This window comes from Betaproteobacteria bacterium, assembly GCA_016720065.1.
Classification (GTDB): Bacteria; Pseudomonadota; Gammaproteobacteria; order Burkholderiales; family Rhodocyclaceae; genus SSSZ01.
Genome location: JADJXY010000001.1, coordinates 266,684 through 285,068, shown reverse-complemented (window position 1 = coordinate 285,068; position 18,385 = coordinate 266,684). Strand labels below are relative to the sequence as shown.

Annotated in this window: 5 protein-coding genes; 4 read left to right on the top strand and 1 reads right to left on the bottom strand. The window is 69.6% G+C overall.

Annotation, left to right across the window (positions count from 1 at the left end; translation table 11 throughout):
• Nucleotides 1-80 precede the first annotated feature (80 nt).
• The 3 genes from IPM73_01345 to IPM73_01335 all read left to right on the top strand — a co-directional run bounded on the left by IPM73_01345 (nucleotide 81) and on the right by IPM73_01335 (nucleotide 7,149).
• Nucleotides 81-812 (top strand): MFS transporter, encoded by a 732-nt coding sequence (locus tag IPM73_01345; protein ID MBK8916740.1) that lies wholly within the window; start codon nucleotides 81-83, stop codon nucleotides 810-812.
• Between the two features lies 1 nt (nucleotide 813).
• On the top strand, nucleotides 814-1,374 hold the full coding sequence (locus IPM73_01340; GenBank protein MBK8916739.1) for a hypothetical protein: 561 nt from the start codon (nucleotides 814-816) through the stop codon (nucleotides 1,372-1,374).
• Nucleotides 1,375-2,184: 810 nt separating this feature from the next.
• The gene (locus IPM73_01335) at nucleotides 2,185-7,149 is read left to right on the top strand and encodes a heme utilization protein (protein MBK8916738.1); all 4,965 of its coding nucleotides are present in this window, start codon (nucleotides 2,185-2,187) and stop codon (nucleotides 7,147-7,149) included.
• On the opposite strand, the gene IPM73_01330 is transcribed toward IPM73_01335, so the two are convergent.
• Nucleotides 7,062-8,546: a hypothetical protein gene (locus tag IPM73_01330; GenBank protein ID MBK8916737.1), complete on the bottom strand. Its 1,485-nt coding sequence runs from the start codon at nucleotides 8,544-8,546 to the stop codon at nucleotides 7,062-7,064. The genes IPM73_01335 and IPM73_01330 overlap by 88 nt on opposite strands.
• Between IPM73_01330 and IPM73_01325 the strand changes: the two genes are divergently transcribed.
• Nucleotides 8,530-18,357 carry a hypothetical protein gene (locus IPM73_01325; protein ID MBK8916736.1) on the top strand — a complete coding sequence of 3,276 codons (9,828 nt, stop codon included), beginning with the start codon at nucleotides 8,530-8,532 and terminating at the stop codon, nucleotides 18,355-18,357. The genes IPM73_01330 and IPM73_01325 overlap by 17 nt on opposite strands.
• The last annotated feature ends 28 nt before the right edge of the window (nucleotides 18,358-18,385 follow it).

Genomic DNA, 18,385 nt, shown 5'->3' with positions numbered 1-18,385 from the left:
CGAGTTCGGCCTTTGAGCGTTTTCCCGGAGGGAATCTAGCTACATACAGAGGTCATCCAGGTCTATATAATTTAGTAATCATGGAAGAGATTTGCGACTTCGACTTGCGCATCACGGCATACACGCCCGCCACGATTCCTATGGATCGTCTGGCGAGGTACATGCTGGAATTCGCCGCCCTCATGGGTAGCTCGGAGCGTGTCCATTTTGGCAAGTTGCGGAAGGGCAGTACCCATGTCATTGCCCATGTTGACCGCGATGATGTTCAGCGGGTTAGTGAACGCCTCGCGTTAGCTCATCGCGCCGACGCACCGAGTGATATGTTGCGGTCGATCCGCAACATCAACGCACTGCTCCGGGAAGACGGTGCGCGCGGGACGTTGAAGCGAGGAACCGCGCAAATATTCAAGTTCCCAGGCGTTGACGAGCAGATTCCCAAACGTATCGGGCCGATCAGAGAAGCTGGCGTACTGGATGGGGAAATTGTTCGCGTTGGCGGCAAGGATCGGACGATTCACATTCAGCTTGTCGGACCGGATGGTCAAGATTACAAGTTGGTCACTACCAGCCGCGATGTCGCTAAAAGCATGGCCAATCACCTCTTCTGCCCGGTCCGCGTAACCGGAACCGGGACTTGGAGCCGGAATGAGGAAGCTGTGTGGGAATTGGAAAGCTTCAGCGTGCAGGGGTTTGAACCGATTGAAGAGCGAAGCCTGATCGAGGCTGTGGCGGCGCTACAGGCGGTCGAAGGTAGTGACTGGAAGCGGATGGAAGATCCGCTCTCGGCTTGGCAAAAGCTGCGGAGTAACTAATTTGACCGTCCTGTTCGATACCAGCACCCTTCTGCTGGCGCTTCAGCCGGACGCGAGACCCCCGCTTGACCCTGAAACCAATCTGCCGCTTGAACATGCCAAGCAGCGCGTTGAGTTCCTGATCAAGACGCTTAGCAAGAACAAGACGAAGGTCATAATTCCCGCGCCAGTGCTGGCAGAGGTACTTGTCCACGCTGGTGATGCCGCAAATGAATACATCCAGATCCTCCAGACGAGCCCATTTCGGGTCGCCCCTTTTGACACACGTGCCGCTATCGAATGTGCTGATGCGATCTCTCGATTTGGACTGAAAGCGAAAGGGAAGGAAAACATCCGCGCCAAGGTCAAATTCGACCGACAGATTGTGGCGATTGCAAGTGTCGAGCGAGTTGAGGCGATTTACGCTGATGACGGACACATCTGCACGATCGCCAAGCAGTTTGGCTTGAAGGTTATTCGTACTTTCGAGCTGGAACGCGACCCGGCCGATCGCCAAGGGCACTTAGCCTTCGAAACTCCTGACGCAGAGAACACCGATGGTGCCGACCTCGCCGGCGACTGATGAATTACGGGACACTTCCAGTCATTAACCCGATGGACAACGCTGCATAAGCGGGAACGTCCTTCGGTCCATTTCCGGTACTTCCGGTGGCATATGGTCCCGATCTGGTCATCGATCCGCGGCTTGTCGCTCGTTCTGATTTCTATACATTGTCTTTACAATCAACCACCTAAGAGGTTTTTCGAAGTCTAGAGGAGTGGGACTCATAATCCTTTGGTCCAGGGTTCGAGCCCCTGCGGGCCCACCACCCCTCCGCGCCTCCCTGGCGCCCCCCGCACGCCGTTTCACCTCCGCATTGACCCTGCCGCCAGAGCTCCTGGCTGCCCGAGGGGCCGAATTGACTTGGCCTTTTTTCGTGCTAGTATCAGAATTCACAAATTTGATACTACGCCTTTTTGCTCTGCAACAATGCTTTGATTTCGCCATTTTTATCACTTTATGGCGATTCCTCCGGGCCCGCTGCGCAGCACACTCCAGGGAACCGTAAAGTTCCCGTCCGATTGAGCCGTTAAGGTACGGTACGAATGGGTAGGGTCAGCCCATACCCCGCGAGGGACGGGCGGGCATGACCTTTTTGCGTGTTGGTGAGGAGACAAAATGAGCATCATCGATAGCGGCATGACCACGGCACAAATCGCGGCAATTTCGACCGACGACATTGCGGCGATGACCACCGACGACGTGGCAGCCTTCACCACCGCACAGATACCCGCCCTCACCACCGACCAGATCCAGGTCATCACCACGGCCAACATCGCGGCCTTCAGCACCACCCAGTTCCCCGCCTTCACCACGGCGCAGATCGTGGCCATGACCACCGCCCAGGTGGCGGCCATCGAACCCGCCGATCTCGCGCGCCTTGCCACCGACCGCATCGCTGCGATGGAAACCGCCGACGTGGCCGTCCTCACCACCGCCCAGATCGCCGCCCTCTCCGTCGGCCAGATCGCGGCCCTGACCACCGCCCAGGCGGCCGCCATTTCCACCGCCGGCATCGTTGCCCTCTCAACTGCCCAGGTCAATGCCCTCACCTCGTCGCAACTGAGCGCCCTGACCACGGCGCAGATCGCCGCCATCGAGGCCGGCGATTTCGACAACATCGGCACCCTCGCCCTCAGCGCCCTGACCACCGACCAGATCGTCGCCATAACCACCGCCCAGGCGGCGGCCCTCACCAATACCCAGGCGTCAAGACTGACCACCGCCCAACTGGCGGCCATGGAAACCGCCGATGTCGCCGCCCTCACCACCGCGGCCGTCAATTCCCTCACCACCACCCAACTCGTGGCGCTGACCACGGCCCAGGTGGCAGCCCTCACCACCGCCCAGGTCTTCAACCTGACCAACACCCAGGTCGCCGCCCTGACCACGGCCCAGGTGGCCGCGCTGTCCACCGCCGCCATTGCTGCCCTCAGTTCAGGCCAGATCAACACCCTCACGTCCGCCCAGGCCGCAGCCCTGACCACGGCCCAGATCGCGGCCATCGAAACCGCCGACATCGACAACCTCTCCACCACTGCCCTCGCCGCCCTGTCGACGGCGCAAATCGTCGCTCTCACCAGCAGCCAGGCCGCCGCCCTGTCCGCCACTCAAGCCGCAAAGCTCACCACAGCCCAGATTGCCGCCCTGGAAACAGCCGATCTCGCCGCCCTCACCACCTCGGCCATTGCCGCCCTCACCACGACGCAGGTGGCGGCCCTCACCACGGCCCAGATCGCGGCGCTGACCACCGCTCAGGTCGGCGCCTTGACTGCCGCCCAGTTCTCGGCGCTATCCACGGTCCAGATCGCTGCCCTGGAGACTGCCGACGTTGCCGCCCTGACCGGCGCCCATGTGGCCCTGCTCACCACCACCCAGATCGCCGCCCTCAGCACCGCTCAGATCGCCGCCATTGAAACCGTGGACATCAACGATCTCTCCACGGCCGCCATCGCCGCCCTGTCCACCGCCCAGATCGTCGCCCTCACCAGCGCCCAGGCCGCCGCCCTCACCACCGCCCAGGCGCCCAAGCTCAGCACCGCCCAACTGGCGGCCATGGAAACCGCCGATGTCGCCGCCCTCACCACCGCGGCCATCGCTTCCCTGTCCACCACGCAGGTCCGCGCCCTCACCACCGACCAGATCGCGGCCCTCACCACCGCCCAGGTCGCCGCCCTCACCACGGCCCAGGTCGTCGCCCTCACCACCGCCCAGGTCGCCGCCCTGGAGACGGCCGACGTCGCCGCCCTCCGCAGCGACCACATCGCCGCCCTGTCCACGGCCCAGATCGCCGCCATGAGCACGGCCCAGATCGCCGCCCTCGAAACGGCGGATATCGACAACCTCACCACCGCAGCCGTCGCCGCCCTGACCACCGCTCAGATCGTCGCCCTCAGCACCGGCCAGGTGGCGGCCCTCACCGCGGCCCAGGCGGCCAAGCTCACCACGGCCCAGGTCGCCGCTCTGGAAACGGCCGATGTTGCCGCCCTCAGCTCCGCCGCCCTCACCTCCCTGACCACCACCCAGGTGCGGGCTCTCACCACCGCCCAGATCGAAGCCCTCACCACGGCCCAGGTCTCCAAACTGACCGGCGCCCAGATCACCGCCCTGACCACCGCCCAGGTCGCTGCCCTGGAAACCGTCGACGTCGCCGCCCTCACGTCGACTCAGGTCGCCGCCCTCACCTCGGCCCAGGTGGCTGCCCTGTCCACGGCGCAAATCGCCGCCATCGACGTCGGCAATATCGACAATCTCACCACCGCCGCCGTACGGGCCCTGACCACGGCGCAGATCGTCGCCCTGTCCACCGCCCAGGCCAACGCCCTCACCGGCGCGCAGCTGGCGGCCCTGACCACCGCCCAGGTGGCCGCTATCGAGACCGCCGACCTCGCCGCCCTGGCCACCGGCGCCCTCAGCGCCCTCACCTCGGCCCAGATCCAGGCGCTGACCACCGCCCAGGTGGCGGCCCTCACCACCTTCCAGGTCAGCAAGCTCATCTCCACCCAGATCGCCGCCCTGGAAACCGCCGACGTCGCCGCCCTGTCTACCGACCAGATCGTCGCCCTCACCACCGGCCAGACCGGCTCTCTCACCTCGGCCCAGATCGTCGCGCTGTCCACTGCTCAAATTGCCGCCCTGGAACCGGCCGATCTGGCCAAGCTTTCCACCGGCGCCCTGGCCGGCCTGGGGACCGACGACATCGTCGCCCTCACCACGGCCCAGGCCAACGCCCTGACCGGCGCGCAGCTCGCGGCCCTCAGCACCGCCCAGATCGCCGCCCTGGAAACCGCCGATGTGGCCGCCCTGTCCACCGGCGCCATCACCTCCCTCACCACGGCCCAGATTCGCGCCCTCACCACCGCCCAGACGGCCGCCCTCACCACCGCCCAGGTGGCCAAGCTGACCAATTCCCAGGTGGCGGCCATGGAAACCGCCGACCTCGCCGCCTTCACCACGGACCAGATCGTCGCCCTGACCACCGGCCAGGCCAGCGCACTTACCTCCGGGCAGGTCGCCGCCCTCACCACTGCCCAGGTCGCCGCCCTGGAAACCGCCGACCTGCGCGCCATCACCACCGCGGCCATCAAGGGCATGACCACCGACCAACTGGGGGCCCTGACCGCGCCCCAGACCGCGGCCCTCACCGCGGGCCAGATCGCCGCCCTCACCACCGCCCAGATGGCGGGCCTGGACGTCACCCAGCTGTCGCCCTCTTCCATCGCCGGGCTGACCACGGCCCAGATCGTCGCCCTCACCTCCACCCAGGTCGCCGCCCTCAGCACGGCCCAGGTCGCCGCCCTCACCGCCGGCCAGATCGGCGTGCTGCAAACGGACGACATCGCTGCCCTCACCACGGCCCAGATCGTCGCCCTCACCACCGCCCAGGTCGCCGCCCTCACCACCACCCAGATTCCCGCCCTGGACAGCGACCAGATCGCCGCCATCGAAACCGCCGACATCGGCTCCCTCACCCTGGCTGCCGTCGCCCGCCTGTCCACCGACCAGGTCGTCGCCCTCACCACCGCCCAGGCCGGCGCCCTGCGCTCGACCCAACTCGGCGCCCTGACCACGGCGCAGATCCAGGCCATCGAAACCGCCGACCTCGCGGCCCTGGCCACTGGCGCCCTGGCCGGCTTCACCACGGCCCAGATCGTCGCCCTCACCACGGCCCAGGTCGCCGCCCTCACCACGGCCCAGGTCGCCGCCCTCAGCACCGCCCAGGTGCGCGCCATCGAAACCGTCGATATGGCCGCCCTCACCTCCGACCAAGTCGCCGCCTTCACCCCCGATCAGCTGGGTGCCCTCACCACGGCCCAGATCGCCGCCCTGACCAATCCGCTTTCTTCTACCCAGGACGACATCCGCGAAATTCGGCTGCTCACCACCGCCCAGATCGCCGCCCTCACGACCGCCCAGATCGCCGCCTGGACGACGACCAATGCCTCGGCGCTCACGTCGACCCAGGTGGCCGCCCTGACGACCGCCCAGGTCGCCGCCCTGGAAACCGAAGACCTCGCCGCCCTCAGCACCTCCGCCACCGCCGCCCTCACCACCGCCCAGGTCAAGACCCTATCCACCGATCAGGTGGCCGCCCTCACCACGGCCCAGGTGGCCGCCCTGTCCACCCAGGCCGTCATCGCCCTCACCACCGCCCAGGTGCAGGCCCTCACCACCGCCCAGGTCGCCGCCCTCACCACGGCCCAAGTGCGCGTCATCGAAACCGCCGATCTCGCCTCCCTCACCACCGCCCAGGTGGCAGCCCTGACCTCCACCCAGGTCGGTGCCCTCACCTCCACCCAGGTCTCCAAGCTCAGCACGGCCCAGATCGCCGCCCTGGACAGCCAGGATGTCGCCAACCTGTCCACCCTGGCCATCCCGTCCCTCACCACGGCCCAGATCGTCGCCCTCACCAGTGCCCAGGTCGCGGCCCTCACCAGCGCCCAGGTGCAGGTGATGACCACCGCCCAGATCGCCGCCATCCAGACCGACGACATCGACAATCTATCCACCGCCGCCATCGCCAAACTCAGCGCGGCTCAGATCGCCGCCCTCACCGTCGGCCAGGTGGCCGCCCTCACCACGGCACAGGTCGCCGCGCTGACCACGGCCCAGATCGCCGCCATGGAAACGGCGGACATCGCCCAACTGACCACCGACCACATCGTCGCCCTGTCCACCGCCCAGGTCGCGGCCCTGACCACCGCCCAGGTGGCCGCCATGACCAGCGACCAGATCGCCGCCCTGGAAACCGCCGATTTCGCCAAGCTCCAGCCCACTGCAGTCGCCAAACTGTCCACGGCCCAGATCGAAGCCATCACCACCGCCCAGGCAGCGGCCATGACCACCGCCCAGGTCGCGGCCCTCACTACCGCCCAGATCCCGCTCCTCGAAACCCAGGATCTCGCGGCCCTCAGCACCTCGGCCATCGCCGCCCTGTCCACCGCCCAGATCGCCGCCCTCTCCACCACCCAGATTCCGGCCCTCACTACGGCCCAGATCGCGGCGCTGTCCACCACCCAGATCGCCGCCCTGCAACCGGCTGACGTGGCCCGACTGTCCACCGACCAGATCGTCGCCCTCACCACCCTCCAGGCGGGCGCCCTGACCTCGGCCCAGGTGGCCGCCCTCACCACCGCCCAGATCATCGCCCTGCAAACGGCGGATCTGGCCAAGCTCACCTCCACCGCCATCGCCGCGCTGACCACCGATCACATGGAAGCGCTGACCACGGCCCAGATCGCCGCCCTCACCACCGCCCAGATCATCGCCCTGGAAACCGGGACCTCGCCCGCTTGAATCCGGAACAGGTCGCGGCCCTCACCACCGGGCAGGTCGCCGCCCTCACCAGCCTCCAGGTCGCGGCCCTCACCACCGAGCAGGTCGCTTCCCTGGAAACGGCCGACCTGGCCGCCATGGGCACCCTCGCCTTCAAGAACCTGTCCACCGCCCAGGTCGCGGCCCTCACCCCGGCCCAGGTCGCCGCCCTCACCACGGCCCAGATCGCCTCCCTGAGCACCGCCGTGCTCCCGTCGCTGACCACGGATCAGGTTCCCGCCCTGACCACCGCCCAGGTGGCCGCGCTGACCTCGACCCAACTCGCCGTCCTCACCACGGCGCAAGTGGCTTCCATAGAAACCAACGACCTCAGCGTCATCACCACGACGGCCATCAAGGGACTGACCACCGCCCAGGTGGCGGCCCTCACCACCGACCAGGTCATCGCTCTCACCAGCGCCCAGATTTCCGCCCTCACCTCGACCCAGCTCGCCGCGCTGACCTCCAGCCAGATGGCCGCCATCGAGACCGCCGACGTCGCCGCGCTGTCCACCGCCTTCCTGCGTGCCCTGGGCACCGCCCAGATCGCCGGCCTGTCCACGGATCAGATCGTCGCCCTCACCTCGACCCAGATCGCCGCGCTGACGACCACCCAGATCGCCGCCCTCACCACGGCCCAGATCGCCGCCATCGAGACCGCCGACCTCGGCGCCCTGTCCACCGCCGCCATGGCCGCGCTCACCAGCGCCCAGGCCGCCGCCTTCACCACCAGCCAGATTCCCGTCCTGGCCACGGCACAAATCCGCGCCCTCACCACGGCGGCCATCGCGGCCCAATCCACCGCGCAGATCCTGGCCCTCACCACCGCCCAGGTGGAAGCCCTCTCCAGCGCGCAACTGGGCGCCCTCGGCACCGCCCAGATCGGCGCCCTGGAGACCCAGGACATCCAGGCCCTCAGCACGGGCAGCATCGCCGGGCTGACCACCACCCAGATCCAGGCCCTGACCAACACCCAATTGGGCGCCCTCACCACCGCGCAAGCGGCCGCCCTGACCACCGCCCAGGTCGCTTCCCTGACCACCGCCCAGATCGGCGGCCTGGTCACCGACGACCTGCAAGCCCTGTCCACCGCCGCCGTGGCCGCCCTCACCACGGCTCAGGCCCAGGCGCTCAGCGCCGAGCAGGTCGCCGCCTTCTCCAATGCCCAGATTCCGGCCCTCACCACGGCCAACGTCGTGCTCCTGGGCACCGCCCAGGTGGCGGCCCTCACCTCCGACCAGACCGCCGCCCTCACCACCGCCCAGGTCGCGGCCCTCACCACGACCCAGATCCAGGCCCTCGACACCGAAGACGTGGCCAGCCTGGCCACCTCCGCCGTCGCCGCCCTCAGCACCGCCCAGGGTGGCTGCCCTTGCCACGGCCCAGGTCGCCGCCCTGACCTCGGCCCAGACCGCTGCCCTCACCACGGCCCAGGTCGCCGCCCTGTCCACGGCCCAGGTCGCCGTCCTCGACCCGACCGACGTGGCCGCCATGAGCACCGCCGCCGTGCAGACCCTGTCCACGGCGCAAGTCCAGGCCCTCACCACGGCCCAGGTCGCCGCCCTGGGCACCGCGCAGGTCCAGGCCCTGGACACCGCCGACGTCGCGCTCCTCAGCACCACCCAGATCGCCGCCCTGACCAGCCGGCAGGTGCAGGCCCTCACCACCGCCCAGGTGCAGGCCCTGACCACCGCCCAGGTGGCGGCCATCGAAACCTCCGACATCGTCGGCTTCGGCACCGCCGCCATCGCCGCCCTGTCCACCACCCAGCTCGCCGCCCTCACCACCGACCAGATCATCGCCCTCACCTCGGATCAGATCGGCGCCCTGTCGTCGGCCCAGTTGGCCAGCCTGTCCACCAGCCAGTTGCGCGCCATCGAAACCGGCGACCTGCCGGCCATCGCCAGCGGCATCATTCCGGCCCTCACCACGGCCCAGACCGCCGCCCTCACCACCGACCAGATCGCTGCCCTGACGCCATCCCAACTGCGGGCTCTGGAAACCGCCGACGTGGCAGCCCTCACCACGGCCCAGATCGTCGCCCTGACCACCTCCCAGGCCAGCTTCATCACCTCGACCCAGCTCGCGGCCCTCACCACCGCCCAGGTGGTGGCCCTGCAGACCGCCGACCTGGTCGCCCTGTCCACCTCCGCCCTGCCGGGCCTGACGACAGCCCAGGCTGCCGCCCTGACCACCGGCCAGATCGCCGCCCTCACCACCAACCAGCTGCGCATCCTCGGCACCGACGACATTGCTGCCCTCACCACGGCCCAGATCGTCGCCCTGACCACCGCCCAGGTGGCCGCCCTCACCTCGGCCCAGGTGGCCGCGCTGACCTCGGCCCAGGTGGCTGCGCTGGAAACGGCAGACCTGGTGACCATCCCCACCGGCTTCATCGCCGCCCTCACCACCGCCCAGGCCGCCGCCCTCACGGCGGACCAGATCGCCGCCTTGACCACGGCCCAGGTTCGCGCCCTGCCCACCGCCGACGTCGCCGCCCTCAGCACGCTGCAAGTGGTCTCCTTGACCACCGCCCAGGTGGCCGCCCTGGCCACCAGCCAGGTCGCCGCCCTCACCACCGCCCAGGCCGCCGCCCTCACCATCGATCAACTGGGTGCCCTGAGCACCGCCCAGATCGCGGCCATCGAGACCGCCGACGCCGCCGCCCTGACCACCGACCAGATCGTCGCCCTCACCACCGCCCAGGCGGCGGCCCTCACTTCGACCCAGCTCGCCGCCCTGACCACGACCCAGATCGCGGCCATGGAAACCGCCGACCTCGCCACCCTGAGCACGGCCGAAGTCGCCGCCCTCACCACGGCCCAGATCGCCGCCCTCACCACCAACCAGATCGGCAGCCTCTCCACAACCCAGGTGGCCGCCCTGACCACCGCCCAGGTCGTCGCCCTCACCACGGCCCAGGTGGCTGTCCTGAGCACCGCGCAGGTCGCGGCCCTCGCCACGGTCCAGGTCGCCGCCCTGGAAACGGCCGACCTCGCTGCCCTCACCACCGCTCAGGTGGCGGCCCTGAACAGCGGCCAGGTGGATGCCCTGAGCACCACCCAGCTCGCCGCCCTGAGCACGGCCCAGGTGGCCGCCATTGCGCCCTCCGTGCTGGCTGCACAATTCACCGACACCCTCCGGGCGCTGTCCACCGCCCAGACCGCCGCCCTGACCACCGCCCAGGTGGCCGCCCTGACCACCGCCCAGGTGCGCAATCTGGAGACCGCCGACGTGGCGGCCCTCACCACCGCCCAGGTGGTCGCCCTGACCACGGCCCAGGCCGTAGCGCTCGTTTCGGCCCAGGTGGTCGGCATGAGCACCGCCCAGGTGGCGGCCCTCGAAACCGCCGATTTCGCCGCCCTCACCACCTCCGTCATCACCAATCTCACCACGGCCCAGGTCGCCGCCCTGACCTCGGACCAGGTGGCAGCCCTCAGCACCGCCCAGCTCGCCGCGCTCACCACCACCCAGTTCGCCGCCCTCAGCACCGACCGCATCGTCGCCCTCACCACCGCCCAGGCGGCGGCCCTCACCACCGCCCAGGTGGCCGCCATGACCACCGCCCAGATCGCCGCCCTGGAGACGGCCGATCTTGCCGCCCTGGCCACCAGCCGCATCGCCGCCCTCACCACCGCCCAGGTGGCGGCCCTGACCACGGACCAGATCGCCGCCCTCACCTCGACCCAGATCGGTGCCCTCACCACCGGCCAGATCGCTGCCCTCACCACGGCCCAGATCAGCCGCATCGAGACCGCCGACATCGGCGCCCTGAGCACGGCGCAGATCATCGCCCTGACCACGGCCCAGATGCCGGCCCTCACCACCGCGCAACTGGTGGCCCTGAGCACCTCGCAGATCCACGCCCTGGAAGCTGCCGATCTGGCGGCGCTCACCTCAACCCAGGTCGCCGCCCTCACCCCCGCCCAGGTAGCCGCGCTTTCCAGCGCCCGCCTGCCCGGCATGACCACGACCCAGATCGCGGCGCTGACCACCGACGCCATCGCCGCCGTACCCACCGCCGTGGTCGCCAGCATGACCACGGACCAGATCGCGGCGCTGACCACCGACCAGGTACGGGCCCTGACCACGGCCCAGATCGCCGCCCTGACCAATGATCAGGTCGTCGCCCTGGGTACGGCCCAGTTCGCCGCCTTCCAGACCAGCCAGATCCAGGCCTTCACGTCGAGTCAGTTCCCGGCCGTCGAAACCGTCGATCTCGCTGCCCTGTCCACCGCCCAGATCGTCGCCCTCACCACGGCCCAGGCGGCCTCGCTGACCTCGGCCCAGCTGGCGGCGCTGACCACCGCCCAGGTCAGCGCCCTCGAAACCGCCGACGTGGCGGCCATTTCCGCTACCGTCATCCCCGGCCTCACCACGGCCCAGACCCACACCCTGTCGGTGGCACAACTCACTGCCCTGACCACCGCCCAGGTGCGCGCCCTGGAAACCGCCGACCTTGCCGCCCTGGACAGCGACCAGATCGCCGGCCTCACCACCACCCAGGTCGCCAGCCTCACCACGGGCCAGATCGCCGCCCTGTCCACCGACCAGATCACCTACCTCACCACGGCCCAGGTCGCCGCCCTCACCAGCACCCAGCTGCGGGCCCTGGAAACCGTCGACGTGGCCGCCCTCACCACGGCCCAGATCGCCGCCCTGTCGTCCAGCCAGATCGCCGCCCTGACCACCGATCAGTTCGCGTCCCTGACCACCGCCCAGATCGCCGCCATCGAAAACGCCGACATTCCGGCCCTGAGCACGGCGCAGATCGTCGCCCTCACCACCGATCAGGCCCCGGCCCTGCGCACGGGCCAGGTGGCCGTCCTGACCACGGCCCAGATCGTCGCCCTGGAAAGCGCCGACCTGGCCGCGCTCACCACAGCCCAGATCCAGGCCATGACCACGGCCCAGATCGCCAAGCTCACCACCGCCCAGATCTCCAAGCTCACTACCGCCCAGGTGGCGGCCCTCGAGACGGCCGACATCGTCGCCCTGACCACCGCCCAGGTGCAGCAACTGACCACCACCCAGGTGGCCGCCCTCACCACGGCCCAGGTCGCCGCGCTCACCACCGCCCAACTGACCACCCTGGCGACGGCCCAGATCGCCGCCCTCACCACGGCCCAGGCCCCGGCACTCACCACCACCCAGGTGCAGGCCCTGACCACGGCCCAGGTCGCCGCCATCGAAACCGCCGACCTGGCGGTCCTCACCACGGCCCAGGTCGCCGCGCTCACCACGGCCCAGATCGTCGCCCTGGGTACGGCCCAGCTCGCCGCCCTCACCACGGCCCAGGTCGCCGCCATTGAAACCGCCGATCTGGCGGCCCTGTCGGTAGCCTCCATCCAGAGCCTCACCACCGACCAGGTGGCCAACCTCACCACGGCCCAGGTCGCCGCCCTCACCACCGCCCAGGTAGCGGGCATGGAAACCGCCGATATCGCCGTCCTGACGCCTGCCCAGGTCGCCGCCCTGACCACGGCCCAGATCGCCAAACTGACCACGAGCCAGGTCGTCGCCCTCACCTCGGATCAGGTTCCGGCCATCGAAACCGCCGATCTCCAGGCCATGACCACGGCCCAGATCGTCGCCCTGACCACGGCCCAGACCGCCACGCTGACCACGGCCCAAATCGCCGCCCTCACCACGGCCCAACTCCGGGCGCTGGAGACGGCGGACATCGCCGGCCTCAACAACGGGCAATTGCAGGCCCTCACCACCGCCCAGGCGGTAGCCCTCACCACGGCCCAGGTGGCGGCCATTGCCACCAACCGCATCAGCGCCCTGGAAACCGCCGATCTCGCAGCCCTCGGCACGGATCAGATCATTGCCCTGTCCACCACCCAGGTGGCCAACCTGAGCACGGCCCAGGTCGCGGCCCTCACCACGGCCCAGGTGCGCGCCCTGGAGACCGGCGACATCGCCGCCCTGACCAGCGACCAGCTTCCCGCCCTGACCACCACTCAGGTGGCGGCACTGACCACCGGCCAGATCGTGGCCCTGGCGTCCAGCCAGGTCGCCATCCTCACCACCGCCCAGATCGCCGCCCTCACCACCGCCCAGATTCGGGCCCTGGAAACGGCCGACATCGCCGCCCTCACCACGGCCCAGGTCGTCGCCCTCACCACCGACCAGGCCGCGGCGCTCACCACGGCCCAGGCCGCCGCCCTCACCACCGACCAGATCGTTGCCCTGGAAACCGCCGACCTCGCGGCCCTCAGCACCGATGCCATTGCCGCCCTCACCACGGGCCAAGTCGCCGCCCTCACCACCACCCAGATCGCCAATCTGACCACCGATCAGGTGCGCGCCCTGGAGACCGCCGACGTGGCAGCCCTCACCACCGCCCAGGTGGTCGCCCTCGGCACGGCCCAGTTCGTGGCCCTGGCCACGGCCCAGGTCGCCGCCCTCACCACGGCCCAGGCCGCCGCTCTCCAGACGGTCGATCTGGCCGCCCTGTCCACCGCCCAGATTCGTGCCGTGGAAACGGCCGACCTCGCCGCCCTGACCACCGCCCAGGTGGCCGCCCTCACTACCGCCCAGGTGGCCGCCCTGACCACCGCCCAGGTGGCCGCCCTCACCACCGCCCAGGTGGCGGCGCTCTCCACCGCCCAGTTCCAGGCCCTGACCACCGGCCAGGTGGCCGCGCTCACCACGGCGGACATCGCCGCCCTCACCACGGATCAGGTCGTCGCCCTGACCACCGCCCAGGCCGCCGCCCTCACGGCAAGCCAGGCCGCCAAGCTCACCACGGCGCAACTGGCCGTACTCGAAACCGCCGATCTGGTGGCCCTGACCACCGGCGCCCTCGCCGGCCTGACCACCACCCAGGTGGCGTCCCTCAGCACCGCCCAGGTCGCCGCCCTCACCACGGACCAGGTGGCCGCCCTCACCACGGCCCAAGTGGCCGCCCTGGAAACCGTGCAGATCGGCGCCCTGACCACCAGCCAGCTCACCCACCTGACCACGGCCCAGATCGCCGCCCTGACCACCGACCAGGCCTCCAGCCTGAGCACCGGCCAGATCGCCGCCCTGACCACCGCCCAGGTCGCGGCCATCGAGACGGTGGACCTCGCCACCCTGTCCACCGCCCAGGTCGTCGCCCTCACCACCGCCCAGGCGGCCGCCCTGACCGGCAGCCAGGCCGCGGCCCTCACCCTGGACCAGCTCGCCGCGCTCCAGACGGCCGATCTCGCCAGCCTGAGCACCGGCGCCATCCAGAGCCTCACGACCACCCAGGTGGCCAACCTGACCACGACGCAGGTGGCGGCCCTCACCACCACCCAGATCGCCGCCCTGGAAACCGTCGATCTCCAGGCCCTGTCGCCGCAGCACATCGCCGCCCTGACCAGCGCCCAGTTCGCCGCCCTGAGCACGACGCAACTCGCGGCCCTGACCACCGGCCAGGTGGCGGCCATTTCCACCGCCAATCTCGCCAGCCTGACCACCGCCTCGGTGCGCAGCCTGAGCAGCGACCAGATCGCCGCCCTCACCAGCGCCCAGGTCGTGGCCCTCACCACGGCCCAGGTTCACGCCCTGGAGACGGCGGACATCGCCGCCCTGACGACCAACCAGGCCGGCTGGCTGACCAGCGACCAGATTGCCGCCCTGACCACCGCCCAACTCGTCGCCCTCACCACGGCCCAGGTTCCGCAACTGGCGGTGACGGGCATCGCCGCCCTGACCACCGCCCAGATCGCGTCCCTGGAAACGGCGGACTTTGCCGCCCTCAACACGGACCAGATCATCGGGCTCACCACCGAGCAAGTCGCTTCCCTGGGCACGGCCCAGCTCGTCAGCCTGACCACGGACCAGATCGCCGCCCTGCAGACCGCCGACCTCGCGGTTCTGTCCAGCGCCCAGATCGCCGCCCTCACCACCGCCCAGGTCGCCGCCCTGAGCTTCGAGCAGGTGCTGGCCCTGAGCACGGCCCAGATTCGCGCCCTGGAAACCGCCGACATCGCGGCCCTGACCACAGACCAGGTCTCGCTCCTCAGCCCGACCCAGGCCGGCGCCCTCACTTCGGCCCAGCTCGTCGCCCTGTCCACCACGCAATTGCAGGTGCTCCAGCCGGCTGCCCTGGCCGCCCTGTCCACCGCGGTCGTCCCCGCCCTGACCACCGCCCAGGTGGTGGCGCTGACCGATGATCAGCTCCTCTCGCTCACCACCGCGCAGATTCGCGTCCTGGAAACCGCCGATCTCGCCGCTCTGACCACGGATCAATTGCAGGTGCTCGACCCGACCCAGGTGGCGGCGCTGACCACGGCCCAGATCGTCGCCCTCTCCACCGCCCAGGCAGCAGCGCTGACCACCGATCAGATCGGCGGCCTCACCTCCGCCCAGGTGGCCGCCCTGGAAACCGCCGATCTCGCCGCCCTGAGCACGGCCCAGATCGCCGCCCTGGAAACCGCCGACGTCGCCGCCCTCACCACGGCCCAGATCGTCGCCCTGTCCACCGCCCAGGTCGCCGCCCTGGCCACCGATCAGATCGCGGCGCTCACCACAGCCCAGGTGGCCGCCATCCAGACCGTCGATCTGGTGGAACTGTCCACCACCCAGGTGGCGGCCATGACCACCGCCCAGATCGCCGCCCTCACCACCGCCCAGATCGCCGCCCTCACCACCGCCCAGGTGCAGAACCTGACCACGGCCCAGGTCGTCGCCCTGACCAGCGCCCAGGTGGCGGCCCTGGAAACCGCCGACCTGGTGACCCTGAGCACCGACCGCATCGCTGCCCTCGACACCGTCGATGTGGCGGCCCTGGGCACGGCCCAGATCGCCGCCCTGACCACCGACCAGGTGCAGGCCCTCACCACGGCCCAGATCGTCGCCCTCTCCAGCGACCAGTTCGTCGCCCTGGGCACCGCCGGCATCGCCGCCCTCACCACCACCCAGTTGGTCGCGGTCGAGTCGGGCGATCTCGCCGCCCTCACCACCGCCCAGATCGTCGCCCTGAGCACCGATCACGCCGCCGCCCTGTCGTCGCGCCAGTTGTCGGCCCTGAGCACCGCTCAACTGGCGGCCATGGAGACCGCCGACCTCGCCGCCGTCACCACGGCTGCCCTGCAGGGCCTGACCACGGCCCAGGCCGCCAACCTCACCACGGCCCAGGTCGCCAACCTGACCACCGATCAGATCGCTTCCATCAAGACCTCGCCCATGGCGGCATTGACCACGGCGCAAATCGCCGCCCTCGCCACCGACCAGGCCGCGGCGCTCACCAGCACGCAGTTGCAGGCCCTCACTACCGCCCAGGTGGCGGCCATCGAGACCGCCGACCTGGCGGCCATCACCGCCGCCCGCTTCGCCACCCTGCGCACCTCCAGCATCGGGGCGCTGACCACGGACCAGATCGTGGCCATCACCACCGATCAGGCCGCCGCCCTCACCTCGGCCCAACTGGCGGCCATGAGTACCGCCCAGGTCGCGGCCCTGGAAACCGCCGATCTGGTCAACATCGCCACCACCGTGGTGCCCAGCTTCACCACCGCCCAGGTGGCTGCCCTGACCACGGCCCAGATCGCGGCGCTCACCACCGACCAGATCGCAGCCCTGGAAAGCACCGACATCGCCGCCCTCACCACGGCCCAGATCCAGGCCTTGACCACCGCCCAGATCCAGGCCCTGACCACCGCCCAGGTGGCCGGCCTCACCTCGGCCCAGGTCGCAGCCCTGGAGACGGTCGATCTGGCCGCCCTGACCACCGCTCAGATCGCCGCCATCGAAGGGGTCGATCTGGGAGCCCTCAGCACGACCCAGATCCAGGCCCTGACCACGGACCAGGTGGGTGCCCTGACCACGGCCCAGATCGTGTCGCTGAGCTCGGCCCAGGTGGCCGCCCTGACCACCGACCAGATCGGCGCCCTGTCCACCGCCCAGGTGGCGGCCATCCAGGGTGGAGACCTGGCCGCCATGAGCACCGACCAGATCGTCGCCCTGTCCACGGCCCAGGTGGCCGCCCTGACCACATCCCAGATCGTCTCCCTGACCTCGGCCCAGATCCAGGCTCTGGAGACGGTGGACGTGGCGGCCCTCACCACCGCCCAGGTGGCCGCCATCCAGGGCACCGACCTGCCGGTCATGACCACCGCCCAGATCGTCGCGCTGGGCACCGATGTCGCGGCACTGACCACGGCCCAGATCGTTGCCCTGACCACGGACCAGTTCGACAGCATGACGACGGACCAGATTGCCGCCCTGACCACCACCCAGATCGAGGCCATCCAGGGCACCGACATCGCAGTCCTCACCACCGCCCAGATCGAAGCCCTCACCACCGCCCAGATCGCGGCCCTCACCACCGCCCAGATCTTCGTCCTGACGCCCGCCCAGGTAGCCGCCATCGAGACCGCCGACATCGCCGCCATGACTTCGGAGCAGTTCGGCACCATGAAGACCTCGCAATTCGCCGCCCTCACCACCGACCAGATCGCCGCCATCGAGACCGCCGACATCGCCGCCCTTACCGCGGCCCAGCTCTCGCACCTCAGCATGGCGCAGCACGACGCCTTCACCGGCGGCCAACTGGGAGCGATGAGCGCCGAGCAATTGGCTGCCCTGGCCCTGTCCACGCCGCTGGTCCTCGACCTGAACGGCGACGGTGTCGACACCGTGGGCCTCTCCGCCGGCGTCGAGTTCGACTTGAACGCCACCGGCCAGGCCGTCGCCACCGGCTGGGTCTCCCAGGATGACGGCCTGCTGGCCATCGACCTGGACGGCAACGGCAGCATCGACGACGGCCGCGAACTGTTCGGCAGCGCCTTCGTCCTGGCGGATGGCAGCACCGCCACGAACGGCTTCGAGGCCCTGGCCAGCCTGGACGACAACGGTGACGGCGTCGTCGACGGCGCGGACGGCGGCTTCGCCAACCTGGTGGTGTGGAAGGACGTCAATCAGGACGGCACCAGCCAGGGCGACGAACTGTTCGACCTCAGCGCCCTGGGCATCACCGGCCTGGGCACCGGGTCCACCGCATCCACCGCCCTGGACGACGGCAACTGGCTGGGCCTCACCGGCAGCTACAGCACGGCAGACGGCGCCACCCACGCCCTGGCGGACGTCTGGTTCCAGACCGCCCCGGTCGAGACCCCGGCGGCCCCGAGCCCTGCGGCCGATGAAACCGCCCTGTTCTCGGAAGACGACTTCCTCATGCCGCCGGCGAGCGACAGCCAGGACTGGTTGCTATAAGATCGCCGCGTCCCGAACCACAGCCGGC

What these genes read in the sequence shown, in the direction of transcription:
- IPM73_01345 (MBK8916740.1), top strand. Translation starts at nt 81, where the DNA reads ATGGAAGAGATTTGCGACTTCGACTTGCGCATCACGGCATACACGCCC.
- IPM73_01335 (MBK8916738.1), top strand. Translation starts at nt 2,185, where the DNA reads ATGACCACCGCCCAGGTGGCGGCCATCGAACCCGCCGATCTCGCGCGC.